Source organism: Actinomadura flavalba DSM 45200 (assembly GCF_000374305.1).
GTDB classification, from domain to species: Bacteria; Actinomycetota; Actinomycetes; order Streptosporangiales; family Streptosporangiaceae; genus Spirillospora; species Spirillospora flavalba.
Genome location: NZ_KB894093.1, coordinates 1,219,662 through 1,244,217, shown reverse-complemented (window position 1 = coordinate 1,244,217; position 24,556 = coordinate 1,219,662). Strand labels below are relative to the sequence as shown.

23 protein-coding genes are annotated in these 24,556 nt (G+C 72.7%); 16 read left to right on the top strand and 7 right to left on the bottom strand.

Going from position 1 to position 24,556, the window contains the following annotated elements; genetic code table 11:
* Positions 1–215 precede the first annotated feature (215 nt).
* Positions 216–2,183 carry an acetate--CoA ligase gene (gene acs / locus C229_RS0105595; protein WP_018654098.1) on the bottom strand — a complete coding sequence of 656 codons (1,968 nt, stop codon included), beginning with the start codon at positions 2,181–2,183 and terminating at the stop codon, positions 216–218.
* 221 nt (positions 2,184–2,404) lie between these two features.
* Between acs and C229_RS0105590 the strand changes: the two genes are divergently transcribed.
* From C229_RS0105590 to C229_RS29540, 9 genes are all read left to right on the top strand, one after another.
* A complete protein-coding gene (locus C229_RS0105590) occupies positions 2,405–3,202 on the top strand; it encodes a Fic family protein (RefSeq protein ID WP_018654097.1) in 798 nt (265 codons plus the stop codon).
* A 31-nt stretch (positions 3,203–3,233) separates the two neighbouring features.
* Positions 3,234–3,866, top strand: a complete 633-nt coding sequence (locus C229_RS0105585; RefSeq protein ID WP_026313473.1) for a pentapeptide repeat-containing protein — start codon at positions 3,234–3,236, stop codon at positions 3,864–3,866.
* Between the two features lie 767 nt (positions 3,867–4,633).
* Entirely contained in the window at positions 4,634–5,692 is a 1,059-nt protein-coding gene (ssd, locus tag C229_RS0105580; RefSeq protein ID WP_018654095.1) for a septum site-determining protein Ssd, read from the top strand.
* 61 nt (positions 5,693–5,753) lie between these two features.
* Entirely contained in the window at positions 5,754–6,923 is a 1,170-nt protein-coding gene (locus tag C229_RS0105575) for a TadA family conjugal transfer-associated ATPase (RefSeq protein WP_018654094.1), read from the top strand.
* A 391-nt stretch (positions 6,924–7,314) separates the two neighbouring features.
* On the top strand, positions 7,315–8,019 hold the full coding sequence (locus tag C229_RS0105570; protein WP_018654093.1) for a type II secretion system F family protein: 705 nt from the start codon (positions 7,315–7,317) through the stop codon (positions 8,017–8,019).
* Positions 8,020–8,583: 564 nt separating this feature from the next.
* Complete coding sequence (locus C229_RS0105565) at positions 8,584–9,312, top strand: type II secretion system F family protein (RefSeq protein ID WP_081639737.1); 729 nt, start codon at positions 8,584–8,586, stop codon at positions 9,310–9,312.
* A gap of 380 nt (positions 9,313–9,692) precedes the next feature.
* The gene (locus tag C229_RS0105560; RefSeq protein WP_018654091.1) at positions 9,693–9,878 is read left to right on the top strand and encodes a DUF4244 domain-containing protein; all 186 of its coding nucleotides are present in this window, start codon (positions 9,693–9,695) and stop codon (positions 9,876–9,878) included.
* Complete coding sequence (locus C229_RS0105555) at positions 9,875–10,246, top strand: TadE family type IV pilus minor pilin (RefSeq protein ID WP_051108867.1); 372 nt, start codon at positions 9,875–9,877, stop codon at positions 10,244–10,246. The genes C229_RS0105560 and C229_RS0105555 overlap by 4 nt, the downstream gene beginning before the upstream one ends.
* A 725-nt stretch (positions 10,247–10,971) precedes the next feature.
* Complete coding sequence (locus tag C229_RS29540; protein ID WP_081639736.1) at positions 10,972–11,379, top strand: Rv3654c family TadE-like protein; 408 nt, start codon at positions 10,972–10,974, stop codon at positions 11,377–11,379.
* 567 nt (positions 11,380–11,946) lie between these two features.
* Here C229_RS29540 and C229_RS34050 read toward each other — a convergent pair.
* Complete coding sequence (locus tag C229_RS34050; RefSeq protein ID WP_018654088.1) at positions 11,947–12,093, bottom strand: hypothetical protein; 147 nt, start codon at positions 12,091–12,093, stop codon at positions 11,947–11,949.
* 435 nt (positions 12,094–12,528) lie between these two features.
* Between C229_RS34050 and C229_RS0105540 the strand changes: the two genes are divergently transcribed.
* Complete coding sequence (locus tag C229_RS0105540; protein ID WP_155884607.1) at positions 12,529–14,040, top strand: hypothetical protein; 1,512 nt, start codon at positions 12,529–12,531, stop codon at positions 14,038–14,040.
* A gap of 366 nt (positions 14,041–14,406) precedes the next feature.
* A complete protein-coding gene (locus C229_RS0105535; RefSeq protein ID WP_018654086.1) occupies positions 14,407–14,775 on the top strand; it encodes a hypothetical protein in 369 nt (122 codons plus the stop codon).
* A 525-nt stretch (positions 14,776–15,300) separates the two neighbouring features.
* Here C229_RS0105535 and C229_RS0105530 read toward each other — a convergent pair.
* Positions 15,301–17,601, bottom strand: a complete 2,301-nt coding sequence (locus C229_RS0105530; RefSeq protein ID WP_081639735.1) for a DEAD/DEAH box helicase — start codon at positions 17,599–17,601, stop codon at positions 15,301–15,303.
* Between the two features lie 251 nt (positions 17,602–17,852).
* On the opposite strand from C229_RS0105530, the gene C229_RS0105525 reads away from it, so the two are divergent.
* Complete coding sequence (locus C229_RS0105525; protein ID WP_018654084.1) at positions 17,853–18,206, top strand: STAS domain-containing protein; 354 nt, start codon at positions 17,853–17,855, stop codon at positions 18,204–18,206.
* A gap of 12 nt (positions 18,207–18,218) precedes the next feature.
* Positions 18,219–18,698, top strand: coding sequence for an ATP-binding protein (locus C229_RS0105520; protein WP_018654083.1), 480 nt, complete (start codon positions 18,219–18,221; stop codon positions 18,696–18,698).
* A 165-nt stretch (positions 18,699–18,863) separates the two neighbouring features.
* Here C229_RS0105520 and C229_RS0105515 read toward each other — a convergent pair whose 3' ends face one another.
* The 3 genes from C229_RS0105515 to C229_RS29535 all read right to left on the bottom strand — a co-directional run bounded on the left by C229_RS0105515 (position 18,864) and on the right by C229_RS29535 (position 19,917).
* Positions 18,864–19,253, bottom strand: a complete 390-nt coding sequence (locus C229_RS0105515; RefSeq protein ID WP_018654082.1) for a hypothetical protein — start codon at positions 19,251–19,253, stop codon at positions 18,864–18,866.
* A complete protein-coding gene (locus tag C229_RS0105510) occupies positions 19,250–19,414 on the bottom strand; it encodes a MerR family transcriptional regulator (RefSeq protein ID WP_081639799.1) in 165 nt (54 codons plus the stop codon). Before C229_RS0105510 ends, C229_RS0105515 begins: the two co-directional genes overlap by 4 nt.
* A 71-nt stretch (positions 19,415–19,485) precedes the next feature.
* Positions 19,486–19,917 carry an ATP-binding protein gene (locus C229_RS29535; protein WP_018654080.1) on the bottom strand — a complete coding sequence of 144 codons (432 nt, stop codon included), beginning with the start codon at positions 19,915–19,917 and terminating at the stop codon, positions 19,486–19,488.
* 473 nt (positions 19,918–20,390) lie between these two features.
* On the opposite strand from C229_RS29535, the gene C229_RS0105495 reads away from it, so the two are divergent.
* The 3 genes from C229_RS0105495 to C229_RS0105485 all read left to right on the top strand — a co-directional run bounded on the left by C229_RS0105495 (position 20,391) and on the right by C229_RS0105485 (position 24,079).
* Positions 20,391–21,263, top strand: coding sequence for a helix-turn-helix domain-containing protein (locus C229_RS0105495; protein ID WP_018654078.1), 873 nt, complete (start codon positions 20,391–20,393; stop codon positions 21,261–21,263).
* A gap of 22 nt (positions 21,264–21,285) precedes the next feature.
* Positions 21,286–21,501 carry a DUF397 domain-containing protein gene (locus C229_RS0105490; RefSeq protein WP_018654077.1) on the top strand — a complete coding sequence of 72 codons (216 nt, stop codon included), beginning with the start codon at positions 21,286–21,288 and terminating at the stop codon, positions 21,499–21,501.
* Between the two features lie 358 nt (positions 21,502–21,859).
* Positions 21,860–24,079: an FUSC family protein gene (locus C229_RS0105485; protein WP_026313470.1), complete on the top strand. Its 2,220-nt coding sequence runs from the start codon at positions 21,860–21,862 to the stop codon at positions 24,077–24,079.
* On the opposite strand, the gene C229_RS0105480 is transcribed toward C229_RS0105485, so the two are convergent.
* A complete protein-coding gene (locus C229_RS0105480) occupies positions 24,076–24,528 on the bottom strand; it encodes a SixA phosphatase family protein (RefSeq protein WP_018654076.1) in 453 nt (150 codons plus the stop codon). The two genes, C229_RS0105485 and C229_RS0105480, sit on opposite strands and share 4 nt — an antisense overlap.
* Positions 24,529–24,556: the final 28 nt, after the last annotated feature.

Here is a 24,556-nt window from a genome sequence, read left to right as displayed (position 1 = left end):
CATCCGTCCCCGCCCCGGCGGCCCTTCTCTCGGCCTGTCCGAGGTCACGACGGCCCAAACCGCCGATCACCGGGAATCGGATGATCCGGTCCCTACCTTCTCGCGCCCGGACGCCCTTCCGCCAACCGAATCGCACCCTGTGGACAACCGGAGCTTCAATCGTGCTCTGACCACGGGTGCCCGGGAAGAAGAACCTCCCGGGCACCCGCGACGCCTCAGTCCTCCGACTTGGCGCTCGGCAGCTTCGCCGAGATCAGGTCCATCACCGTGCTGTCCGCGAGCGTCGTCACGTCACCGACGCTCCGGTTCTCCGCGACGTCCCGCAGCAGCCGGCGCATGATCTTCCCCGACCGCGTCTTCGGCAGCTCCGGCACCACCATGATCTGCCGCGGCTTGGCGATCGGCCCGAGCGTCCGCGCGACGTGGTCGCGCAGCTCCGCCGCGAACTCCTCGCCCTCCACGTCGGCTCCGGCGCTGCCGCGCGGGATGACGAACGCGACGATCGCCTGCCCCGTCACCGGGTCGGTCGCGCCGACGACGGCCGCCTCGGCCACCTTCGGATGCGACACCAGCGCCGACTCGACCTCCGTCGTGGAGATGTTGTGCCCGGACACGAGCATGACGTCGTCCACGCGGCCGAGGAGCCACAGGTCGCCGTCCTCGTCGCGCTTGGCGCCGTCGCCCGCGAAGTACATGCCGTCGAACCGGGACCAGTACGTCTTGACGTACCGCTCGTCGTCGCCCCAGATCGTGCGGAGCATCGACGGCCACGGCTCGCGCAGCACGAGGAACCCGCCGCCGCCGTCGGGCACCGAGCGGCCCTCGTCGTCCACGACGTCGGCGACGATGCCGGGCAGCGGGCGCATCGCCGCGCCGGGCTTGCCCTCGGTCACGCCGGGGAGCGGGCTGATCATGACGGCGCCGGTCTCGGTCTGCCACCAGGTGTCGACGACGGGCGTCCGGTCGCCGCCGATGTGGTGCCGGTACCAGACGTACGCCTCGGGGTTGATCGGCTCGCCGACGGAGCCGAGCACGCGCAGCGACGTCAGGTCGTACTGGGCGGGGATGTCGTCGCCCCACTTCATGAACGTCCGGATCGCGGTCGGCGCCGTGTAGAAGAGCGTGACCTCGTACTTGGCGATGATCTCCCACCAGCGGCCCTGGTGCGGCGTGTCCGGAGTGCCCTCGTACATCACGCTCGTGGCGCCGTTGGCGAGCGGCCCGTACACGATGTAGGAGTGCCCGGTGACCCAGCCGATGTCGGCGGAGCACCAGTAGACGTCCTCGTCGCGCTTGAGGTCGAAGACGGCGTCGTGCGTGTAGGCGGTCTGCGTGAGGTAGCCGCCGCTGGTGTGCAGGATGCCCTTCGGCTTCCCCGTCGTCCCCGAGGTGTACAGGATGTACAGCGGGTGCTCGGCGTCGTGCGGCTCGGGCGCGTGCTCCCCGCTCTGCCGGTCCACCAGGTCGTGCCACCACACGTCGCGGTCGTGGACGGCGACGTCCTCCCCGGTGCGCCGCACGACCAGCACGTGCTCCACCGACGCCGCCGCGGCGGCGGCCTCGTCCACGGTCGGCTTCAGCGCGGACGGCTTGCCGCGCCGGTAGCCGCCGTCCGCCGTGATGACGACCTTGGCCCGCGCGTCGTCGAGCCGGGTCCGCAGGGCGTCGGCCGAGAAGCCGCCGAACACCACCGAGTGCGTCGCGCCGATCCGCGCGCACGCCAGCATCGAGATGGGCAGTTCGGGGATCATGGGGAGATAGACGGCGACCCGGTCGCCGTTGCGAACGCCCAGCTCCAGCAACGCGTTCGCGGCCTTGCTCACCTCGCGCTGGAGGTCGGCGTACGTCAGCGTCCGCGTGTCGCCGGGCTCGCCCTCCCAGTGGTAGGCGACCTTGTCGCCCCGCCCGGCCTCGACGTGCCGGTCGACGCAGTTGTACGCGACGTTGAGCTCACCGCCCACGTACCACTTGGCGAACGGGGGATCGCTCCAGTCCAGGACGTCGTCCCACGGCTTCGTCCACGACAGCCGCTCCGCCTGCCGCGCCCAGAACCCCAGCCGGTCGGCCGCGGCCTCGTCGTACGCCGCCGCCGTCACGTTCGCCGACGCGGCGAGCTCGGCCGGCGGGGGGAACCGCCGCTTCTCCCGGAGGAGGTTCGACAGTGTCTCTTGGCTCTCGCTCACGCACACTCCTTGCTGACGAAAGAGGACGGCGCCGGGACGACTCGGTCGGCGCGTAACGGCCGCTCGGACAAGGGGGCCCGGACGCCTCCTGACTTCGATGGGATGCTATGTGATTCCCGCCACAGCGGTTCGGTCGGACCCCTTCCCGCAGGTGCCACGACGGAACCGCTCCGGCCCGCCCGAGGACGGATCGGTCGGCCCGACCGCGTAAGGTCGGGGCCGTGACCGATGCCCTCGCCCCCGTCGGGGACCTGCCCGGAGTCGCCGACGCCGTCGCCGACGCGCGCAAGGCCGTGGACCGCCTGCTCGGCCACCGCATCCTGCGGCGCCGCAGCGCCGAGGTCTCCACCGAGTCCGCGCTGCGCGGCGCCCGCGCGTCCGCCGTCCTGGAGGGCGCGACGGTCACGCTGGACGAACTGCGCACCACCGAACACCCCGCCGACCCGGTTGTCCAGGGCTCGCTGCGCGTGTCCGCCGAACTGGGCGCGCTCGCCGACACGTGGCGGCAGGCGCCGCGCCAGGTCCTGGCCCGCCTGCACGTGCTCGCCGCCGCCGACGCCGTGGACGACGCCGCGCTCGGCCGTCCGCGCGACGACGACCCCGGCAAGCCCGTCACCGATCCGCTCGGCCTCGGCACGCCGCCGTCGCCGCAGGAGGTCGCGGCCCGTCTCGGCACGCTCAGCGACCTGCTCACCGCGCCGACCAAGGCCCCGGCGCTCGTCGTCGCGGCCGTCGTGCACGGCGAGCTGGCGACGCTGCGTCCGTTCGGCTGGGGCGACGGCATCGTCGCCCGCGCGGCGCAGCGGCTCACGCTGGTCGCCCGCGGCTTCGACCCCAAGTCCCTCACCGCACCCGAGACCGGCCACGCCGAACTCGCGGGGGAGTACGCCGCCGCGCTGCGCGGGTACGCGTCGGGCAGCGCGGAGGGCGTCGCGGCCTGGGTGGCGCACTGCGCCGCCGCGACGGCCGCCGCCGCCCGCGACTCGCAGGCCATCTGCGAGGCGTTCATGCGCGGCTGACCGTCGTACCCGCCCGCTACGGTTGCGTGCCGTGGCCGAACGACGCGATGGAACACCCGCCCCGACCGACACCACCGTGCGCGCGCCCGACTGGGACGCCGCCGACCTCTCCGGCGCCGCGCACGAACGCGTCCTGTTCACCGACGCCGACCTCACCGAGGCCACCGGCACCGACGCGGTGTTCAGCGAGTGCACGTTCCGGGGTGCACGGTTCAACGTCGCGTCCTTCACCGACTCGGCCTTTCTGAACTGCACGTTCGTGCGTTGCTCGTTCTTCGACGCCACGCTGACGGGCTGCAAGTTCGTCGGGTCGATGTTCGACGGCTGCTCGTTCGACCTGCTCAAGGTGCGCGGCGGCGACTGGTCGTTCACCGGCCTGCCCGGCGCCGACCTGCGCCGCGCGGAGTTCGCCGACGTCCGGCTGCGCGAGGCCGACCTGGCCGGGGCGCGGCTGGCGGGCGCCGTCCTGACCCGCTGCGATCTGTCCGGAACGTGGTGGCGCGAGGCCGACCTTCGCGGCTGCGACCTGCGCGGAAGCGAGATCTCCTCGCTCGATCCGACGGCGGTGTCGATGCGCGGCGCCGTCATCGACCCCGTGCAGGCGATCGTGCTGGCGGTGGCGATGGGACTGGAGGTGCGGGAGGAGCGAGCGGCGCCCCGGTAGGGACGCCGCCGGCGTGCACGTCGAACCCGGTTACCAAGCGTGTACCCGTGTTCGCCGGAGCGGGTCGAGCCCGTCTCGGCGCGCCTGCCGAGGCTGGTCGCACGTGGGTGCCTGGCCGCCGTGCCCGGACACTGGGTCCGTACCACCTGTCTACGCCCCGTCTTCGCAGATGGCAAGGCTCAGATAAGTAAAGGCGACTCCGCAAAGGACAAGTCGGAAACGCCGGACTGTAGCGACCGGGTGTCAGGCGGGTTCGGCCGGTTGTCGGGACGCTTCCCGAGTGCGTGACCACGGACGGTGATCGTTTGTTTTTGGCGTCGAGCATGCCAAAGATCAACGCTCTCTCGGTAGATTTGCCCCAAAGGTGCGAGATGTCCGGGCCGGTGGGGTACCGGAACAGCCGATCGAGAAGAAAAGTCACCGCCGAGCCCATATTGTGGCTCGACGGAAGTCGTAACCGTCGGGCAGCATATGTGGAATCTGCCTACACTGTAGGCGGTCACTTTGCGCGGCCCTGACGATCGCGTCGGCGGACGCGGTCGTTGATCGACGACCGTTGAGACTTTCTTGGAAACGGACCGGCTCTACCCCCCCGGAGTCGGACCGTACGGCGACCCCCGCTCTCCCCCCCGGCGGGGGTCGCCCTTTTCGGGGCCCGGGTGGGCGGCCCGGCGGCCGCCCACCCGGGTTATCCACAGGCTGCGGACTTGAGTTTCCTCCGTCGTCTCCGACCGTCAAGCTGGTCACTCCGAGCAACTGGAGGAACCATGACGGTAACCGCGCTCATCGCCAGCTCCGACGCGCGCCTGCGCGACGACCTGCTCCGCCTCGCCGCCGCGGCCGACGCCCCGGCCGAGATCGCCCGCCATCCCGACCACGTCCGCGCCCGCTGGCACCGCGCCGGGCTCGTTCTCGTCGGCGACGACCTCGCCGCCGACCTCGCGGGCGTTCCCCGGCGCGGCGGCGTCGCGCTCGTCACCCGCGCCGGCGACCCGGACGTCTATCGCCGCGCCCTCGCCATCGGCGCGCAGGATCTCGTCGTCCTCCCCGACGACGAGCCGTGGCTGCTCGACGCGCTGTCGTCCGCCGCCGAACCCGTCGACGGCGACGGCGTCACCGTGTGCGTCACCGGCGCGCGCGGCGGCGCGGGCACCAGCGTCCTCGCCGCGTCGCTCGCCCTCACCGCGGCCCGCGCCGGGCGGCGCACCCTGCTCGTCGACGCCGACCCGGCCGGCGGCGAGCTCGACGTCCTGCTCGGCCTGGAGGACGAGCCCGGCGCCCGCTGGCACGAGCTGGCCGCGCGGCGCGGACGGCTCAGCCCGTCCACGCTGCGCGAAGCGCTCCCGTCCGTCGGCGAGTTCGCCGTCCTCACCGGCGCGGCCGACACCGCCGTCTCCGGCGACGCCGCCGCCTCCGTCCTCGACGCGGCGGCCCGCGGCTTCGACCTCACGGTCGTCGACGTGCCCCGCGCGCCCGGCCCGGTCGGCACGCCCGCCCTGCGCGCGGCGAGCGTCACGTACGTCGTGCTCCCGGCCGAGGTCCGCCCCGCCCTCGCCGCCCGGCGCCATCTGCGCTCCCTGACGGACCTTTCCACCGACGTCCGCCTCATCGTGACCACGCCGTCGCCGGGCGGCCTCAGCCCGCAGGCCGTCGCCGACGGCCTGCCCGTCCCGCTCGCCGGAGCCCTGGAGCACGACAGCCGTCTGCGCACGTCCCTGGAGCACGGCGACCTCGTCCACTGCCTTCGCCGGGGCCCTCTCATGACCCTCTGCGAGTCCCTCCTCTCCACGCTCACGCCGACCACGGCGCTCCGGGAGGCGGCGTGACCACCCACCCGCAGGCGGGGCGGAACGTGACGCGCCGCAGCGCGTTCGAGCGGAGGCGACCGTGAGGAGGCTGTCCGACGCCGTCCGCGAACGGCTCGCCGACACGGGCGACCCGCCGACCGCCGGGCGGGTCGCGGCGGCGGTGCGGGCGGAGCAGCGGCTGTTCGGCACCAGCGAGGTGCTCGACGTCGCCGAAACGCTGAGCGCCGAGTTCGCCGGCGCCGGGCCGCTCGAACCGCTGCTGCGCTCGCCGGGCGTCACCGACGTGCTCGTCAACGGCCCCGACGACGTCTGGACCGACGGCGCCGACGGCCTTGCCCGCGCCCCCGTCCGCTTCCCCGACGAGGCGAGCGTCCGCAGACTCGCGCAGCGCCTCACCGCCGCGGCCGGGCGCCGGCTGGACGACGCCGCCCCCTACGCCGACGCGCGGTTGCCCGGTGGCGCCCGCCTGCACGCGGTCCTGCCGCCGGTCTCACCGGGAGGCACCTGCCTGTCGCTGCGGCTTCCGCGCCGCCGCGCGTTCACGCTCGACGAACTCGTCGCCGTACGGACCGTGCCGCCGGAGGGGGCGACGCTGCTGCGCGCCCTCATCGACACCCGCGCCGCCTTCCTGATCAGCGGAGGGACGGGCACGGGCAAGACGACGTTGTTGAGCAGCCTGCTCTCGCTCGTCGGCTCATCGGAACGGCTCCTCTTGGTCGAGGATTCCGCAGAATTACGCCCCGATCATCCGCATGTGGTCCGGCTGGAGGCCCGCCCGCCGAACATCGAGGGCGCGGGCGAGGTCACCCTGCGCGACCTGGTCCGGCAGGCGTTGCGCATGCGTCCCGACCGGATCGTCGTGGGAGAGGTCAGAAGCCGCGAGGTGGTCGACCTGCTCGCCGCCCTGAACACCGGCCACGAAGGAGGCTGCGGCACCCTCCACGCCAACGCCGCCGCCGACGTCCCCGCCCGCCTGGAGGCCCTGGCCTGCGCGGCGGGACTCTCCCGCGAAGCGGTGCACAGCCAGCTCGCGGCGGCCCTGGACGTCGTCGTCCACCTCACCCGCGACCCCACCGACGGCCACCGCCGCGTCGCGGAGATCCGCTCCCTGCACCGCCGCCCGGACGGCCTGGTCACCGCCGTCCCGGCCGTCGCCTTCCCAGCCACCGGTCCTCCGATCTACCACGAGGGCGCCGAAGCCCTCCTCCACCGCTTGGCCGGACGACCTCACGATCGAGCCCGCCCATGAACGCCCGCATCCGCACTGCTCCCACGTCACACCGCTCACGTTCAGGACGCGGCGTTATTTGGCTTACCAGGGCGTGCTGCGGCGTCGCCCGTCTCGGCGACGTCAATCGACGTCATCGCGAGCACCGGCATCTCCCATGTCCGCTCTCCGCGAGCCGCCGAGACGTGGTCGCCATCCCACGTCCGACGACAGAGAGGGTCCGGCAGCGATCCCGGCACGTCGTCTCCGTAAGGAGCGTCGCGCCGACGACGGAACCGCCTGGCCCGGCCGGATCGGCAACGAGACGGCGGCGGCACGGTCGTCGGCCTTGCAGCCCGCCCCCACCGACGAGGGGGCGGAACGGGCGCTTCGCCGCCGATCTCGACGGTCGCCGTATCGAAGGGGAGCCGTCATGACCACGTTGACGATTCTCGGCGCGGCGCTCGCCGCCTGGCTGATCACCGGTCCGTCGGTCGCGGCCCGGCGGCTCGCCCCGGACAGGTCCCGACCGGACGCGGTCGAGCGCTGTATCGCTCACGTGCGCGGACGGGTGCTCGTCTTCCGGGAACGGCGCGGGCTCGCGGCACGGTGGCGGACGGCGGCCATCGAGCTGTGCGACGGGATGGGCGCGGAACTCGTCGCCGGACGCACCCCGGAGGAGGCGTTCGAGCTGGCGGCCGCGTCCGGTCATCCTCAGCTGGCGGCTCGTCTACGAGATGCCGAAGTCCATCCCGACCCGATCGAACGCCTGGAGCGCCTCGCCGGAACACCCGGCGCCGAAGGACTCCGTCTCATCGCAGCGTGCTGGCGCATCGGCAGCGAGAAGGGCGGCACGCTCGGCACCGTCCTGGACGGACTCGCCGCCGCACTACGCGACGAGGAAGCACAACGCGCGGAGGTAGCGACCCAGCTCGCGGGCCCTCGCGCGACGGCTCGCCTCCTGGCGGGCCTCCCCCTGCTCGGCTTGGCGATGGCCGCCGCGATGGGCGCGAACCCCCTGTCCTTCCTCTTCGGCACACCCCCCGGCCTCCTCTGCCTCACCATCGGCCTGACCCTGAACGCCACCGGCCTCTGGTGGACAAACCGCCTAGCCCACAACGCCACCACCCCTCGTTGACAAGCAACAAACAACGACCACCCAAAAACGAACCCCACCCAACCCGCCACCCCACCAAACGCCACCCCCAAACCCACAGGCCCCCACCACCAAGCCACCACAACCAAGCCCCAACCACCGCACCACCAAGCACCACCACGCCGCCCGCACCGTCACGCCGCCCGCACCGTCACGCCACGCGCCGCCACACCGCCACGCGCCGCCACACCGCCACGCGCCGCCACACCGTGACCCCCCACGGCACGACGGCGACGGCACGACGGCGCCACGGCGCCACGGCGCCACGGCGCCACGGCGCCACGGTGCGACGGCGCGACGGCGCGACGCGGCCACGGCACCACGCGGCCACGGCACCACGCGGCCACGGCATCACGGCATCACGGCATCACGCCGCCACGGCACCACGTGCGACGGCACCACGGCGGGACGGCACCACGGCACCACGGCGGGACGGCGCCCAGCATCTCGGCGTCACCCGCCCAGCGGCCGGGAGGACATCTGCGCCGCCTGTGGCGAGCGGAGACGGAATGCGGGAATCAGAGAAGGGAAGCAGCGGAGATGTTGATGAGCCTGGTGGCGACCTCGTGCTTCGGGGTGTGCGCGGCGTTGCTCTGGTGGGTGCCGAGTCCGGCAGAGCTGAGGGTCGCGGCGGGGCGTCCGTCACGAGTACGCGCGGCGGCGCGTGGCCGGGACGTCCGGGTGCGGCGGGGCGTCGCGGTCCTCGCGGGGTTGAGTTCGGCGTTCGTCCTCGGCGGGCTGACGGGCGCGATCGTGGGCGTCGCCGCGGCGGCGGCGTTGATGACGGCGCTCGCGCGTCTGGGCGGGCAGGACGATCGGCGCCGCCGGTCGCGCGTGGTCGCCGACCTGCCGATCGCCGTCGACCTCCTGGCCGCCTGCCTGCGCGCGGGAACGCCTTGGCACGACGCGCTCTCGGCGGTGGCGACCGCCGTGGGCGGGCCGCTGGCCGACGACCTGGAGATGGTCGTGACCCAGCTCCGCCTCGGTGCCGACCCTGCCGACGCCTGGCGGACGCTCGCCGACCGCCCCGAGTCTGCGACGCTGGCGCGCACGGCCCTGCGCGTCACCACGTCCGGCGCCACCCTCGCCCCGGCTCTCGCCCGCCTCGCCGCCGACCGCCGCCGCCAGGCCCGCGCGGACGCCATGACCCGCGCCCGAACCGCCGGAATCCACGCCCTGGCACCGCTCGGGCTCTGCTTCCTGCCCGCCTTCGTCCTGCTGGGCATCGTCCCGGCGATCGCGGGCATCGCCTCGACCCTCCTCATCCCGTGGTGACCGCATCCCCACGCACGACCCCGTTGTGTTCCCTGCCAGCCCACGTGCGGCCGGACACCGCAGCACTGCGGGCCGTTCCCGATGGTCGGCTGACGTCCACCGCGAACGGCCGCCGACAGCAAGTCAGGGAGCGGGACACGGGGCGCTTGCGAAGCCGCGCGCAGACGACCGAAGCCCGTTCTGCCACGGTCCGGCACGGACGCTCAGAGGGAGCGAGGAGCCCGAGAAGCTAGCAGGGGAAGGGAGAAACGGACCCGATGCCGCCTGGCTCCGGCCTTCGGGTTATCCACAGGCGCAGATTCGGTTTTCCTCGTCTTCCGTGCGAGTCCAGGCTGGTGAACACACCCGCAAGGGGCGGGAACGACAGAGGGGGAGATCCGATGATGGAGATCGTGCGGAGCCGACGGCGCGCCGCGAACGACCGTGGCATGTCCACCGCCGAGTACGCGATCGGAACGGTCGCGGCGGCGGCACTGGCGGGCGTGCTCTACAAGCTCGTCACCGGGACGGAGGTGCGCACCGCCCTCCTGGGCATCGTGCGAAGAGCACTCCAGCTCGCGGGATGAACCGGCGCCGGGACCGGGGCATGGTCACGGCGGAGACGGCACTCGCGCTGCCCTCGCTGGTTCTCGTGACCGTGGTGCTGCTCTGGGCCGTCGCGGCGGCCTCGACGCATCTCGCCTGCACCGACGCGGCCCGCAGCGGAGCCCGCGCCGCCGCACGGGGAGAAGCCGTCTCGTCGGTCCGCGAGCACGTGGCCCGCGCCGTGCCCGGCGCCTCCGTCGAGGTGAGCAGGGACGGCGAGCAGGTCCACGTCGAGGTCTCGACCTCGATCCAGGCACCCCTGCCCGCCTTCCCCACCCTGACAGCCACCGCCCACGCCACCGCCGCCACAGAACCAGGCGTAACACCAGTCCCACCAACCGACCCATAACCGCACCGATCCCGAAACACCCGCCCGAATCGGCCGGGGTTCTCGTCGAGGCCCACGAGAACCCCGACCACCCACCAACGACGCCTACGACCCGAGCCAGAAGCGGCGACCCGCGTCCACCATCGAAGCAACAGAGCACGGATCGAAAGAGGAAGACAGCCATGAACGCGGCGAGAAAGCGTGAAGTCGGCGGACGAGGCGTGGCGGTAGCGCGGGGCGGCGAGACGAACGACAACAGAACTAACGACGGCAAGGCCAACGACGGTGGAATGAGGTGGTCGACGTGACGTGATGTAGGCGGCGCGGGGAGGCGACATGGCGGCGCGCGTGGCGGCGCGGAGTGGAGAGGCCGCGTGGAGAGGCCGCGTGGAGAGGCCGCGTGGAGAGGCCGCGTGGAGAGGCCGCGTGGAGAGGCCGCGTGGAGAGGCCGCGTGGAGAGGCCGCGTGGAGAGGCCGCGTGGAGAGGCCGCGTGGAGAGGCCGCGTGGAGAGGCCGCGTGGCGTGGCGGGTGTGGCGCGACGTGGTGTGGCGAGGAAAACGACGGAAGTGGCATGGACGGTCGGGTGAGGTGAGGCAGCTTGTGGGCGCGGTGGGCGCGGTGGGCGCGGTGGGCGTGCGGGGGCGACGGTGGGCGAGATGCGGCGGGGTGGGGTGTGGCCGGGAGGGGTGCGGTGGGGCGTGGTGGGGCTAAGCGGGGTGCGGCTAGGCAGGCGACGGGGGGTGAGATGCGGTGGGGTGAGCGGTGGTGGCGTGAGCGGTGGTGGCGTGAGGAGCGTGGGTCGGGGACTGTGTGGGTGCTTGCGTTCGTGGGAGTGATTTGGACGGCGGGGCTTGCGGCCGTGGTCCTCGGGGGGCTGCGCGTCGCGCGTATGAGGGTCGAGGCTGCGGCCGACCTCGCGGCGCTCGCGGCTGCGGGCCGGGCGGCCGAAGGGCAGGTCGCCTGTCGGCGGGCACGCGATGTCGTCGCGGCGTCGCGGGTCTGGCTGGCGGACTGCCGGATCAGGGACGGCACCGCCGAGGTCACGGTCACGGCACGCGTGCATCTTCCCCTCGGCCTGGGTGAGACCCGCGTCTGGGCCAAGTCACGCGCGGGCCCGTCCACCCCGATCCTCGACCCGGGCCCTGGCGACTGACGCGCGGGCGGCTCGAACGGGACGCGTGTCTGAGCAAGGGCATGCGTCGGTCCTGGGTGCGGGCCTTCGACCGGACCTGATGAGGAACGCGCATAGGCAGTCCTGAGTGGGACTCGTATCTGGGAGAGAGTCCGCGCGGGTTGGGCTTGCCATGTTGGTCTACGCCCGCGCACCCACGCCCGCGCACCCACGCCCGCGCACCCACGCCCGCGCGCCCCAGCCGATCAAAATGAGACGAGGTGATCGGCTGTGGCGCCCGCATCCGCACTCACGCGCCACAGCTCATGCCCGCGCCTCAACCCATGCCCGCGCTCGCGCCCTATGTCCGCGCTCGCGCCCTATGTCCGCGCTCACGCCCGTCCCCGTGCCCTGCTGGCAGCCCGCGCCCATGCCCGCGTTGGCGCCCATTCCCGCACCCACGCGCTCCTGCCCGCGCCCCAGCCCATGCCCGCGCCTTATGCCCACGCTCACGCCGTCCACCGCGCCCTGCTTGCGGCCGCGCCCATGCCCGCGCTCACACCCCGCCCGGCCCGTCCCGCCGCGCGCGCCCATGCCCCATGCCCGCGCTCACACCCCGCCCGGCCCGTCCCGCCGCGCGCGCCCATGCCCCATGCCCGCGCCCATGCCCGTGCTCGCGTCCCGCGCGCAGATCCCGCCCGGCCCGTCCCCGCCGCGCGCGCCCATGCCCGTGCTCGCGTCCGCGCTCATGCTCACGCCCGCGCTCACGTTCCGCGCCCGCGCTCTGATCGCGCCCTGCGGCCGCGCTTCACGTCTGGCTCTATGCCTCATGTCCCGCGCTTGTGCTCGTGGTTGGTGGGCGGTGAGTGCTGGTTTTCTGGGGCTGGGGCGTTGATGGGGTCTTTCGGTGGGGTTGGTGTTGGGGAAGTGGGCGGGCTGGTTTGGGGGTGGTGGAGGGCGGTGGGGGTGGGGTGGGGTGGGTGGGCGGTAGGCGGGGCGGGGGCGGAGTTGGGTGGGCGTTTTTGTCATGATCGGATGGTGTTGGGGGGCTGGTGGTGCGTTACGCTGCGGTAAGCCTAAAGTTATTCGTGCGCGGTGGTGTTGACCGCGCCCCGCCCCCCGCCCCCGGTTCCTGCCGGTTGGAGACGTCTGGGGCTGTCGGCGTATCCGTCCGGTGAAGGGATTGAGGCCGTGACCATGATTCGCAGGATCAGTGCCGTCATGCTCGCCGCACCCCTTGCGATGGGCCTTCCGGTCTTCATGGCGGCACCGGCGTCGGCGGACGAATCCAAGATCTCGTCGCCTGCGAACGGCACGGTTCTCACGAAGGGGGACCGGGTCGCGGTCCGGGCCTACACGTCGGAGCTGCTGACGCCGGTCCGGCTCTTCGCGAAGCTCCCCGACGGCACGGACAAGCACCTTGCCGACAGAGGCGTGCGAGGCGACATCGAAGCCACGCTCGAAATCCCGCGTAACGGCAGGTACACGCTCTCGCTGAAGACGTCGCTGCTCGGCCGCACGCTGGCGACGAGCACCTTCAACGCGCGCGTGCCTCCGTCGCCGCCGCTCGGGGTCACGGCCGTGCACTCGGGGTCCTCGTTGAAGGTGAGCTGGAAGCGCGGAGGCGAGGCCGACCTCACCGGGTACACGGTGGGTGCGGCCGGGTCGGGGTCCAAGAGCGGGTCGGTGGGGACGCTCTGTTCCGGTTCCGACTGCACGATGACGTTGCCGAGCAAGGCGCGCAGCGGTTCGGTGCAGGTGAACGTGCGGGCGCAGCGGTCCAACGGGGCCGGAGGGTCGGTGGCGTCGCTGACGTCGACCGCGCATGTGCCGGTCGGCGGCGGCTCCGGAGGCGGGGGCGGCGGGACGCCCGGGGGCTCGGTTCCCGGCGGGACGTTGCCGCCGTCGCTGGCCGGTGGGATGCCGCCCACGGGAACGACGCCGCTCTCGCCGCTCAACAACCAGTCGCCCCTGACGCTGCCGTCGGTGCAGCCGGACGGCGCCACGCCCCCGTACCCGGCGCCGCAGGTGGCCGCCGGGCCGTACGCGCCGCAGGCGCAGAGCCTTCCGATGAGCGATGAGTTGCAGTGGGCGAGGAGCATCGGCATCGCGCTCGTCCTGCTGGTCGTGGCCGCGCATCTGGGCCGGTGGACGCGGCATCTCCGGGTCACGCAGGCCGGCGTGAGCAGCATGGGGATGGCGGCGCGGACCGCCCGTGGCGGCACCGGCCGGGACCGGGTGTCGCACCTGCGGGACAGCATCGCGGAGGCGGAGGCCGTGGCCAAGAGCGGCGGCCTCCCGCCGGAGCTGGCCAAGCAGGTGAAGAAGTCCGCCAAGGAGATGAAGAAGGCGGAGAAGGCCGCCGCCAAGGCCGAGAAGTCCGGCGCGGGCACGGGTGCGCGCGGGCAGACCGAGGTGCTCGCCGTGCACACGGGGGACACGGTCGTCCTGCCGTCGGGCGCGGCGAAGCTCGGCGGGCGTGCGGAGCAGGACGCCAGGGAGAAGCCCGACGCCGACTCGTCCGCGACGCGTTCCCTGTCCGGTCCGGACGGCGCCGCGCTGGCCGCCGCCAAGACGAGGACGAAGCGCCGCCCGGCCAAACTCGGCAAGCCCGGCGGCGGCGTCAACGTGCGCATCGCCAAGCCCGCGGACATGCCCACCGCCGCCCAGCCGAAGTCCAAGCGGCGCCGCCGCGAGCCGTAGATTTCGACGGCGGGCGCGCTCAGTCCGAGCGGGCACCGGCCCGTGCCATTACCCGTTAGAGGCATGTGCCGGTCGCTTGAGCTGGACCCTGCTGCACCTGAGCCGGACCCTGTAGTGGACGCCTGTGCCTTGCGGGCGCCACGACCCCACGGCGTCGCTCCGGGCACGTCGTCGAGCCGCTGGGCGTGCCGCTGCCGGAGGTGGACGGCGCGCGGCGCGCTTCGTCGTCCGCGCTCTCGGCCCGCTTGGAGGTGCGTGCTGTGCGGGGCTGATGGGTGGATTGTGGTGGGGGTGGGGGTTGGGTTTAGGCTCCGGGTCGGCAGAGGTTCTTCCGGGTTGTCTGGAAACACGGAGGGGAAGCTCCGCATGGTGTTTCTCGGGCTGGTGCTTGTGGTGGTCGCTGTCGCCGTGGGTGTGTCGATCGTGCTCGACAACGGTGACACCGCGGGGATCACGGCCTTCGGTGAGGCGGTGCCCGGTGTCGAGAACGAGTGGCAGGTCTTTCTCGCCGGTGCTGTGGTCACGGTCGTCTTCGTGGCGGGGGTGATGGTCGCCGCGTTCGGGATTCGGCGGTCGTTGGACCTGCGGCGGGAACTGCGGGATCTGCGGGATGAGCACGAAGAGTCGATCACCACGCTGGAACTGGAGAAGCGTCGGCTTCAGCGGGAGCTCGCGCAGGCCCGGCAGGACGCCGGAGCCGTGCCCGCCCAGCGGTCCGCGCGGCCGCAGAGCTGAAGCACGCGTTGTTGGCGTTGAGCTGAAATCCACGCTGTCGGCGTTGTTCCTGGCCAGCGCATCATTCCGCCTCTGAGTCGAAGGGCCGCGTCGCCGCGCCCTATCCGGCCGGGCTTGCGCGCCGCTCGGTCGCTCCGCGTGCGCTCGCTCCCTGTGCTCGCTCCGCCCATGCGTCTAGCCCCGCTTGTTCGCTCCGCGTGTGCTCGCCCCCTGTGCTCGCTCCGCCTATGCGTCTAGCCCCGCTCGTTCGCGTGCGTGTCGGAGTCGCGTTGGGCATCGCTCCGCTTGTTCGCGTGCGCGTCGAGTGGCCTGTTCGCGTTGCGTTGCGCGTGCGCATTGCTCCGCCTGTGCGCTTCGGCCCGCCCACCCGCCGTGCGCGTTGAGTCGCCTGTGCACATTGCTCCGCCTGTTCGCGTGCGCGTCGGGGCGCCTGTGCGCATCGCTCCGCCTTCGCGTTGCGTCGCGTGCCGCGTATTCGGATCGCTTCTAGCGCGAGAGTGCGGGCGAAGGGCGACGGATGGGTGGTCAGGGGGCGTTGTTGAGGAGGGTGGTCAGGAGGGTGAGGGCGGCGTGTTTGTCGAGGGGGTCGTTGCCGTTGCCGCATTTGGGGGACTGGATGCAGGACGGGCAGCCGGAGCGGCATTCGCAGGACGCGATGGCGTCGCGGGTGGCCTGGAGCCAGGGGGCGGCGCCGGCGTAGCCGCGTTCGGCGAAGCCCGCGCCGCCCTCGTGGCCGTCGTAGACGAAGACGGTGAGCAGGCCGGTGTCGGGGTGCAGGGCGGTGGAGACGCCGCCGATGTCCCACCGGTCGCAGGTCGCGAAGAGGGGGAGCAGGCCGATGGACGCGTGTTCGGCGGCGTGCGCGGCGCCCGCGAGGTCGACGTCGCCGCAGGACTCGACCTGGTCGGCGGAGAGCGTCCACCAGACGGCCTTGGTGCGCAGCGTGCGGGGCGGCAGGTCCAGGGGCTTCTCGCCGAGTGACTCGCCGCTCGGATACCGCCGCATCTGGTACGCGACGACCTGCCGGGTGACCTCGACGGTGCCGTAGCAGAGCGTCGCGTCGCCCCACGCCGTCGACCGCAGCCGCTCGATGATCCGGATGTCGGTGACGTCCCGCGCGGTGGTCGAGTAGTCGGGTTCGGCGGCCTGCACGAGCGCGACCGAATCGTCCAGGTCGAGCGTCTGGACGATGAACGAGTCGCCCTGGTGCAGGTAGACGGCGCCCTCGTGCACGGTGGTGTGCGCGGACGCCTCGTCCACGGTGCCGAGCAGCCGCCCGGTGCCGCTCTCGACGACCTGGACGGGCGCGCCGCCCGCGCCGCGGATGTCGGCGAGGTCGGTGGCGCGGTCGCGGCGCGTCCAGTACCAGCCGGTCGGCCGGTGCCGGAGCAGGCCGCGCCGGACGAGGTCGGGCAGCAGGTCGGCGGTGCGGGGGCCGAAGAGGTCGGCGTCGGCGTCGGTGAGCGGCAGTTCGGACGCCGCCGCGCACAGGTGCGGTTCCAGGACGTAGGGGTTGTCCGGGTCGAGGACGGTCGTCTCGACCGGCGAACCGAAGATCGCCTCGGGGTGGTGGACGAGGAAGGTGTCGAGGGGGTCGTCGCGGGCGATGAGGACGGCGAGCGCGGCCTGTCCGGAGCGTCCGGCGCGGCCCGCCTGCTGCCACAGGGACGCGCGCGTGCCGGGCCAGCCGCAGATGAGGACGGCGTCGAGCCCGGAGACGTCGACGCCGAGTTCGAGGGCGTTGGTGCTGGCGAGCCCGACGAGGTCCCGCGCGCGCAGGGACTCTTCGAGGGCGCGCCGCTCTTCGGGGAGGTATCCGGCGCGGTAGGCGGCGACCTGCCCGGCGAGGTCGGGCGCGACGTCCGCGAGCGCCCGTTTCGCGCTGAGGGCGACGGATTCGGCGCCGCGCCGGGAGCGGACGAACGCGAGCGTCTGCACGTCCTCGACGACCAGGTCGGCGAGCAGGTCGGCGGCCTCGGCGGTCGCGGTGCGGCGGACGGGGGCGCCGCGCTCGCCGCGCAGCTCGGTCAGCGGCGGTTCCCAGAGCGCGAACGTGGCGGGGCCGCGCGGGGAGGCGTCGGCGTCGACGGCGACGACGGGCACGCCGGTGAGCCGGGCGGCGGTGGCGGCGGGGTCGGACGTGGTGGCGGACGCCAGGACGAACGTCGGCGTCGTCCCGTAGCGGGCGCAGACGCGGCGGAGCCGGCGCAGGATCTGCGCGACGTGGGAGCCGAACACGCCCCGGTAGCCGTGCGCCTCGTCGATGACTACGTAGCGGAGGCGGCGCAGGAAGCCGCCCCAGCGGGCGTGGCCGGGCAGGATCGACCGGTGCAGCATGTCGGGATTGGTCAGGACGTAGTTCGCGTGCTGCCGTACCCAGGTGCGTTCGTCGCGGGGGGTGTCGCCGTCGTAGGCGGCGGCGCGGACGCGGGTGAGCCGCAGTGCGCGGACGGCGCGGACCTGGTCGGCGGCGAGGGCCTTGGTGGGCGACAGGTAGAGGACGGTGCCCTCGTCGCGGGGTTCGTCGGCGTAGATCGCGGCGATCGACGGCAGCAGGTAGGCGAGCGACTTGCCGGACGCGGTGCCGGTGGCGAGGATCACCGACCGGCCCGCGTGCGCGTGCTCGGCGGCGTCGGCCTGGTGCTGCCAGGGCGCGTCGATGCCGGCCGCCGCCAGACGGCGCACGAGGAGCTCCGGAGCCCACGCGGGCCAGGCCGCGCGGCGGCCCGGACGTGCGGGAACGTCCTGCACGTGGGTGATGCGGTCGCGGCGGCCGGGGTCGGCAAGGAGCCGGTCAAGGGGAGTGGAAGATCTTTGGGCGGCCATCAGGTTTTCAGTCTGCCAGCATGGGCAAAACCCTGGGAACGCCCTGGCTCCGGTGGCCTCGTTCCCCCTGCCATGCCCCGTAGATCGCCAGGTCAGACGGGACGGCACGAACTTTCGCCCGACTGGACGGTAACGTGCTTCTACGGAGCCGGAGCGTGGTTGAATTCCGACGGAGTTCCGTCCGCCCCGGGCCGCCGCAGCGCAGTCCTGGGCGCGCGGGAACAGATGGCTTGTACGGCGCTGGAGGATCTGTGGACCTGAAGGTGAACGACTACACCACCGACGACGGTGTCACCGTCATCACGGTGGAGGGCGAGATCGACGTCTACACGGCGCCGAAGCTTCGCGAGAAGCTGATCGACCTGGTGAACAAGGGCAAGTTCCACCTCCTGGTGGACATGGAGAAGGTCGAGTTCCTCGACTCGACCGGCCTCGGCGTGCTGGTCGGCGGGCTGAAGCGCGTCCGCGCGCACGACGGTTCGCTGGAACTCGTCTGCACGCAGGAGCGCATCCTCAAGATCTTCCGGATCACGGGGCTGACCAAGGTCTTCGGCATTCACACCTCGATCGCCGAAGCCGAGGAGAAGCGCAAGAGCGCCGGCTAGGCGCCCGCAGCGATGGCGATCGTTGAACTCGAATTCAGTGCGCTGCCGGTGCACGTCCGCACGGCCCGTCTGATCGTCACGGCGGTGGCCCGCCGCGGTGGCGTGGACGAGACCCTGCTGGACGAGGTCCGGCTGGCGGTCGGCGAGGCATGCTCGCGAGCCGTGGAGGCGCACCGCACGACCTGCCCGGACGAGCCCGTCCGGCTGGAGTTGAAGGCCGCCGACGGACGTTTCGAGGTGACGGTGCACGATGCCGTCCCCGGTGATGACGCCGCCGTCACCGGGCCGGGCACGGCGGCGGATCTCGCCGTCGCCAACACTCCGGACGAGCTGAACACGCCAGAGGATCTCGACTTCGCCCTGGCGGACGGCACGGTCGATCTCGGCCTCGCCGTCATCGCGGGCCTGGCCGACGATGTGGACGTCTCCGCGACGCCGAAGGGCGTCCAGATCCGCATGAGCTGGCCGGCCGACACGGTCGCGGCCTCCTAGACCGCGCCCCTCCCGCAGCCACCCGAAGGCCCCGCCCCGGCGGGGCCTTCGCCCGTTCCCAGCCACCGGAGGAACTTGGCGGGGCCCTCGACTCCCTTCTCCCGCTGTTCAGAAACCGGGTGGGGCTCGGTCACGGCCCTTTGAGACGGCCACGACGACGCATGGTCACGACGGGTCCTCCCCGTTGGACATGAGGATGCGGACGTCGGTACGCCATGCGTGGTCCGAGAGCGCTTCGGTCAGCCGCCGCGCGATGTAGTGCAGCGAGTCGCACAGGGAAGCGCTCTGCGGCCCGCCGAGCGCGATCATGAGGTCCGGCAGGGAATCCCACTTGCGGATCTCCGCGTCGTAGTCCTTGGGGTAGGCGACCCACCCGCACCCGTCCGCCGCGTCGTCCACCTGGAAACGGTAGCCGGGCCACATCGCGTCGAGCACCTCCACGATCGGCGTGTACGGGTGCTCGTCCGAACGCAGCGGTTCCGGCTCGCCCGGCCCGCCATCCTCTCGCCCGGCGTCGTCCGGCTCGCTCTCGCGCCGGAACGGAATGATCCTCATCCCTCACCCGCCCCGTCGCGGAACAGTCGCAAGACCTCCGCACGGTCGAACCGCAGATGCCCGGCCGGAGTGCGCCCCGGCGACAGGAACCCCCGCCGCGTCCACCGCACCACCGTGTACGGGGTCACGCCGAACAGCCGCGCGACCTCACTCGTCTTCATGAACTCGCGATAACCGCTCACGTCGCCTTTCCTCTCTTGAAGTGATCGACCACCAGGCAGAACGGGACGGCTCACACCGCTCCCGTCATGTCGGCCGCGTCCAACACGACCCACACCGATTTCTCCGACACCCCCGAAGACCAGCCCAGATCAACGGCCACCGCCGCCAGCATCGCCAGACCCCGCCCGCTCTCGGCCAGCACGTCGTCCAGACGCCCCAGCACCGGCAACACCCCCGCCGCCCCGTCACAGACCTCGACCACCAGCCCCGCCGCCGCCGGGTAAACCCGGACAGCCGCCAGCCCCCCGCCGTGCCGCACCGCGTTACCCGCAAGCTCGCTCACCGCCCACGCCGCCCGCTCAGCCACCAACGAACCGCACCAGGCACCGACCCACCGACCCACCGCCCGCCGCAGAAACCGCAGATCACCCACCGGCTCCAGCAACCGAAGCGGCTCCACCCAGCCCAGCGGTTCGGGCGCCACCCCGAACGTCACCACCACCGGTCACCCCCCACCGGACGACCCGGAGCCAGCCCACCGGGGTACAGGTCCTCCAAGACGACGGAGGCCGCGCGCTCCACCGCGCCGACCGAGGCCAGCGCTGCCCCGTCCGACCACGTATAGACGGCGTTCCCCGCGCGGTGGAGGCACAGGACGGCGACCGTGCGCACCGGGGCGGTCAACCGCCGCACGAACAACTTCGGCCAGGCGTCACGACCCGTCATCCACGTCGTGACGTTCGGTACACCACCGAACTGACCCGCCAGATTCGCGAGGTGCCCCGCCGCATCACGCGCCGACAGACCAGCCGAACCGTGTTCACGTTCCCCGCCCGTCTCACGCGGCACGTCCATTGCCTGCGCCCGCCGCCTCCCGCTCTTCCTGTGAAGCCCCATGCGCTCACCCGACTCTCAGTCGCGACCTTCCCGGTTCACTCACCACGTGTACTTAGCTCCTGGCAGACTGCGACTGTCATGTACACCTGGTGTCTCACCAGCCCCACCGTGAAGCGCCGACGACTGGCGACGGAACTCCGGAGGCTGAGGGAGGCCGCAGGGCTGACCTTGGACGAGGTAGCGGAGCAGGCCGAGTGGTCGAACGCCAAGGTCAGCCGCATCGAGAACGCACGCGTCAGCGTGATGCCCAGGGACGCGAAGGTGCTCGCGAGGATCTACGGTGCGAGCCAGGAGGCCACAGACCTTCTCGCTGCGCTCGCGCGCGAGTCGCGGCAGAAGGGGTGGTGGCACAGCCACAACGATGCGATCCCCGACTGGTTCGAGGTCTACGTGGGACTGGAGTCTGACGCGTCGGCGCTCTTCCTCTACGAAGCGGAGTTCATCCCGGGACTCTTCCAGACCAAGCGCTACATCCACGCCGCGTACGAAACGTCGCTCGTCATGGAGGAAGCGGAGGTAGAGAAGCGCGTAGCTCTACGCATCGCGAGGCAAGACCGGCTGACCGGAGCAGACGCGCCGCACGTGTGGGCGATCATCAACGAAGCGGCTCTACGTAGGGTTGTCGGCGGCCCAGAAGTCATGGCGGAGCAGTTGAAGCACCTTGCCGACGTCGGCAAGCAGCCGAACGTCACGATCCAGGTCCTACCGTTCTCTGTCGGCGCGCATCCGGCCATGGTTGGCGCCTTCCACGTGCTCGGGTTCGCGGAGAACGATCCCAAGATCGCGTACATCGAGTACCACACGGGCACGCTGTACCTAGAGAAAGCACGCGAGGTTGAGCGCTATACGATGATGTTCGACCACTTGCGCGCCGCATCGCTGCCGCCCGGCGAGTCCATAGCACTCATCGCGCGAGTGGCGGACGAACTCACCGGGTCGGCAGCTTCATAGACCGAAGGAGGTGCCCGAAGCCATGACGACCAGCCTCATTGACGAGTACGCAGCTACATGGCGCAAGAGCACCCGCAGTAGCAACAACGGCGGTGCGTGCGTCGAGGTCGCGTCACTCTCGCGCGGCGTCGGGGTACGCGACTCCAAGAACCCCAGGGCGGGAAACCTTGCACTCGACCGTGGGCAGTTCGGGCAACTACTGGTGAACGTCAAGGCGGGCACGCTCGACCTCCCGTAGGTCGCGCGCAAGGTCCTGTCCCTTCGCCGGTGCCCAACCCAGGCGCGCGGCCGTGTGAGGATTTTTCCTACTAGATCAAGCACGGCGGTTGCGGCCCGCCTGGGCCGAGTCGGCGCTACGCGCCTCCCGGCACGGCCGCGCCCGCCGTGGGGCGCGCGGGCAGTCATCAAGGGTGGCCGGCTCCCGCCGCCTCCGGACCGCCCGGAGACCCTCACGCTCCCCCCGGGGACCCCCTTCAATTATTCTCCCGCGGTCGAGGCGGCTTCCGCGGGTGTGTCCACCGCCTGTGGATAACTGTTTCGGGCCCGGGCGGTGGGATCGTGATCGTCGGTCGCGGTGGGCGGGTAGGGCGTTCTGTGTGCCGGAGCGGATTCGGGAGGCGTTCGCCCAGATCGAGGGGCGGGCGGCGCCCTTCTACGGGGTGACGGCGGCGTTCGCCACGGCGTCGCCGCTCGTCGTCGGGGCGGTCGCGGGGCACACGCGAGCGGCGGCGACGTTGTCGCTCGGGGCCTATCTGGTGGCGCTGCGGGCGCCGGAGGGGCCGTACGGGCGGCGGGCGCGGAACCTGCTGGGCGCGACGCTCGTCGTCGCGTTCGGCGCCACCGTCGGCGGGCTGCTGGCGGGGCAGACGTGGCTGGCCGTGCTCGTCGTGCCGCCCATCGTGGCGCTCGGGATCACCTACCGGTGGATCGGTCCCACCGCCGCCATGGCCGTCGTGCTCACCGCCGTGCGGCCCGGCGGTGAGGACGTCCTGTTGAACGGGACGCTCGAACTCCTCGGCGGCCTCTACGCGTCCGCGCTGCTGCTGGCGCCGTGGCCCGCGCGGCGGCTCCGGCCGCTGCGCACCGCGCTCGCCGACGCCGCCGACGCGGTCGCCACCGCGCTCGACGCCGTCGCGCAGGACATCGGCCACCCTGACGCCCGGCCGCTGGACGCCGTGGACGTCGATCCGCCCCGCCTCGCCCACGTCGCCCACCGCCCCGACTGGGACGACAGCCGCCGCGCCGCCCGCGAGGCCGTCACGGCGGCCCGCACGACGCTGGCGTCCTACGGGCTCGCGCACGACGGGTCCACCCGCCCCGAACGGCTGCTGGACGCGCTGGGCCGCGTCAACCACGAGATCGTCGCGCTGCGCAGCCTCATCGAGGCCGCCGACCGGCACCCGCCCGAGCGGGAATGGGAGCTGGAGGCGCGCGTGGCGGTGCTGGCGCTGGCGGCGCGGCTGCGGCTCATCGCGGGCGCGGTCGCGTCGGCGGGGACGTTCCCGCTCGGCGCCGAGGAGTCCGGCGCGGTGCGGCGCCTGGTCCGCCGCACGGAGGTGATCCGCCGCGCGAGCCTCGCAGGCGACGAGGACCTGGTCGCGGCGGCGCTCGTCGCGCAGGTCCGGCGCTCCCTCGACCGGATCACGAACAACGTCGCGATAGCCCGGGACGTGACGTCGAGCGGTGTCCGCGTCGGCGTCGCGGCGCCACAGCTCTCCGCGCCGTCCGGCGACCTGTTCCGGCGGTTCGCGAAAGCCGTCCGGACGCGCTCGCCCGGCTTCCGCCAGTCCACCCGGGTCGGCCTGGCCGTCGCCGTCGCGATGGCGCTGACCGCCGCGCTGAAGCTCGCGCACGGGCACTGGATGACGATCACCGTCATGCAGGGCACCCGGCACACCTACGGCGAGACGGTCACCGGGCTGATGCAGCGGGTCGGCGGGACCGTCGCCGGGTCGGCCGTCGCCGCCGTGCTGCTCGCGCTCGTGCCCGGCAAGCTCGCCGCGTCGCTGGTGCTGTTCGTCTTCGCGACGCTGGCGTTCACGCTCAAACCGGTGAACTTCACGTTCTGGGCGCTGTTCGGCACGCCGCTGGCGATGATGCTGCTCGACTTCTCCACGCCGTCCACGTGGACGGCCGCCGCCGAGCGGATCGCGCTCACGCTCGCCGGGGCGGCGCTGGTCTTCCTGGCCGTGCGGGTGCTGTGGCCGCCGGGGTTCACCGAGCGCATCCCGCACCAGCTCGGGCGGGTGCTGCGAACGCAGGCGGCGCTGGTCCGGGAGGCGGCGGGCGTCGTGCAGCACGGGCACGAGCGCATCGACCGCGACGTCCTGAACGCCGCCGAGGAGGCCGTCGAGGACCTGGCCGACACCCGGCGCCGGCTCGCCGAGGACCGCGTCCCCGACGAGGCCACGATCGCGCGGCTGCGCGACGTCGTCCGCGTCGGGCACCGCATCCGCGACCACCTCATCGCGGTCGGCCGCATGTCGCGGGAGGAGAGCGTGGACGCCGGGCCGGTGCCGGACATCCTGGACCTGCTCGCCGACCAGCTCGACGAGGCCGCCGCCGTCCTGGGCGACGCCGAGGCCGGCCACGAGGGCGGCCCGCCCGGCGAGCGCCTGGACGACGAGTTCTCCGCCCTGGACGACCACCTGTCCGGCCTGGCCCGGCGCCGCCGCGCCGAGGTCGAGGGCGGCGTCGCACCGGACGCGTTCACGCCGCTGCGCCACGCCCTGCTCCAGGTGTCCGGCACCCGGTACGCGCTGCGCTCGCTGCGCCAGGACACCGACGAACTGATCGCCGCCGCGCTGAAACGCTAGGGCGTGTGCAGGGTGCGGAGCGTGCCGGTGCGCAGGTCGGTCCAGGGGTCGTCGACGTCGATGACGGCGAGGGTGCTCGTGGGGAACGACGCGGGGGCGCCGCCGGTGAGGTCGAAGACGAGCTGGTGCACCGTGGGATTGTGGCCGATGACGAGCAGGGTGCCGCCGGAGCCCTCCTCGCGGACGATCCGGAGCAGCGCCGCCGCGTCGCTCTGGTAGATGCCGTCGTCGAACGTGACGGCGGTGCCGAGGTTCAGCGCGGCGGCCGTCTCGCGGGTGCGGACGGCGGCCGAGCACAGCACCGCGTCGGGGACGAGGCCCTGCGCGCGCAGCCAGTCGCCGGTGGCGGCGGCGTCGCGGCGGCCGCGTTCGGTGAGCGGACGGTCGGCGTCGGCGAGCCCGGCGCCGTCGGCGGCCTTGGCGTGCCGCAGCACCAGCAGCGTGCTCACGGCGCGACGAGGGCCGCGAGGCCCCACA

Excerpts from the sequence above, each read along its gene's own strand:
- ssd (WP_018654095.1), top strand. The coding sequence starts at position 4,634 with ATGACGGTAACCGCGCTCATCGCCAGCTCCGACGCGCGCCTGCGCGAC.
- C229_RS0105570 (WP_018654093.1), top strand. The coding sequence starts at position 7,315 with ATGACCACGTTGACGATTCTCGGCGCGGCGCTCGCCGCCTGGCTGATC.
- C229_RS0105565 (WP_081639737.1), top strand. The coding sequence starts at position 8,584 with ATGAGCCTGGTGGCGACCTCGTGCTTCGGGGTGTGCGCGGCGTTGCTC.
- C229_RS0105560 (WP_018654091.1), top strand. The coding sequence starts at position 9,693 with ATGATGGAGATCGTGCGGAGCCGACGGCGCGCCGCGAACGACCGTGGC.
- C229_RS0105555 (WP_051108867.1), top strand. The coding sequence starts at position 9,875 with ATGAACCGGCGCCGGGACCGGGGCATGGTCACGGCGGAGACGGCACTC.
- C229_RS29540 (WP_081639736.1), top strand. The coding sequence starts at position 10,972 with ATGCGGTGGGGTGAGCGGTGGTGGCGTGAGCGGTGGTGGCGTGAGGAG.
- C229_RS0105535 (WP_018654086.1), top strand. The coding sequence starts at position 14,407 with ATGGTGTTTCTCGGGCTGGTGCTTGTGGTGGTCGCTGTCGCCGTGGGT.
- C229_RS0105530 (WP_081639735.1), bottom strand. The coding sequence starts at position 17,601 with ATGGCCGCCCAAAGATCTTCCACTCCCCTTGACCGGCTCCTTGCCGAC.
- C229_RS0105520 (WP_018654083.1), top strand. The coding sequence starts at position 18,219 with ATGGCGATCGTTGAACTCGAATTCAGTGCGCTGCCGGTGCACGTCCGC.
- C229_RS0105515 (WP_018654082.1), bottom strand. The coding sequence starts at position 19,253 with ATGAGGATCATTCCGTTCCGGCGCGAGAGCGAGCCGGACGACGCCGGG.
- C229_RS0105510 (WP_081639799.1), bottom strand. The coding sequence starts at position 19,414 with ATGAAGACGAGTGAGGTCGCGCGGCTGTTCGGCGTGACCCCGTACACG.
- C229_RS0105495 (WP_018654078.1), top strand. The coding sequence starts at position 20,391 with ATGTACACCTGGTGTCTCACCAGCCCCACCGTGAAGCGCCGACGACTG.
- C229_RS0105490 (WP_018654077.1), top strand. The coding sequence starts at position 21,286 with ATGACGACCAGCCTCATTGACGAGTACGCAGCTACATGGCGCAAGAGC.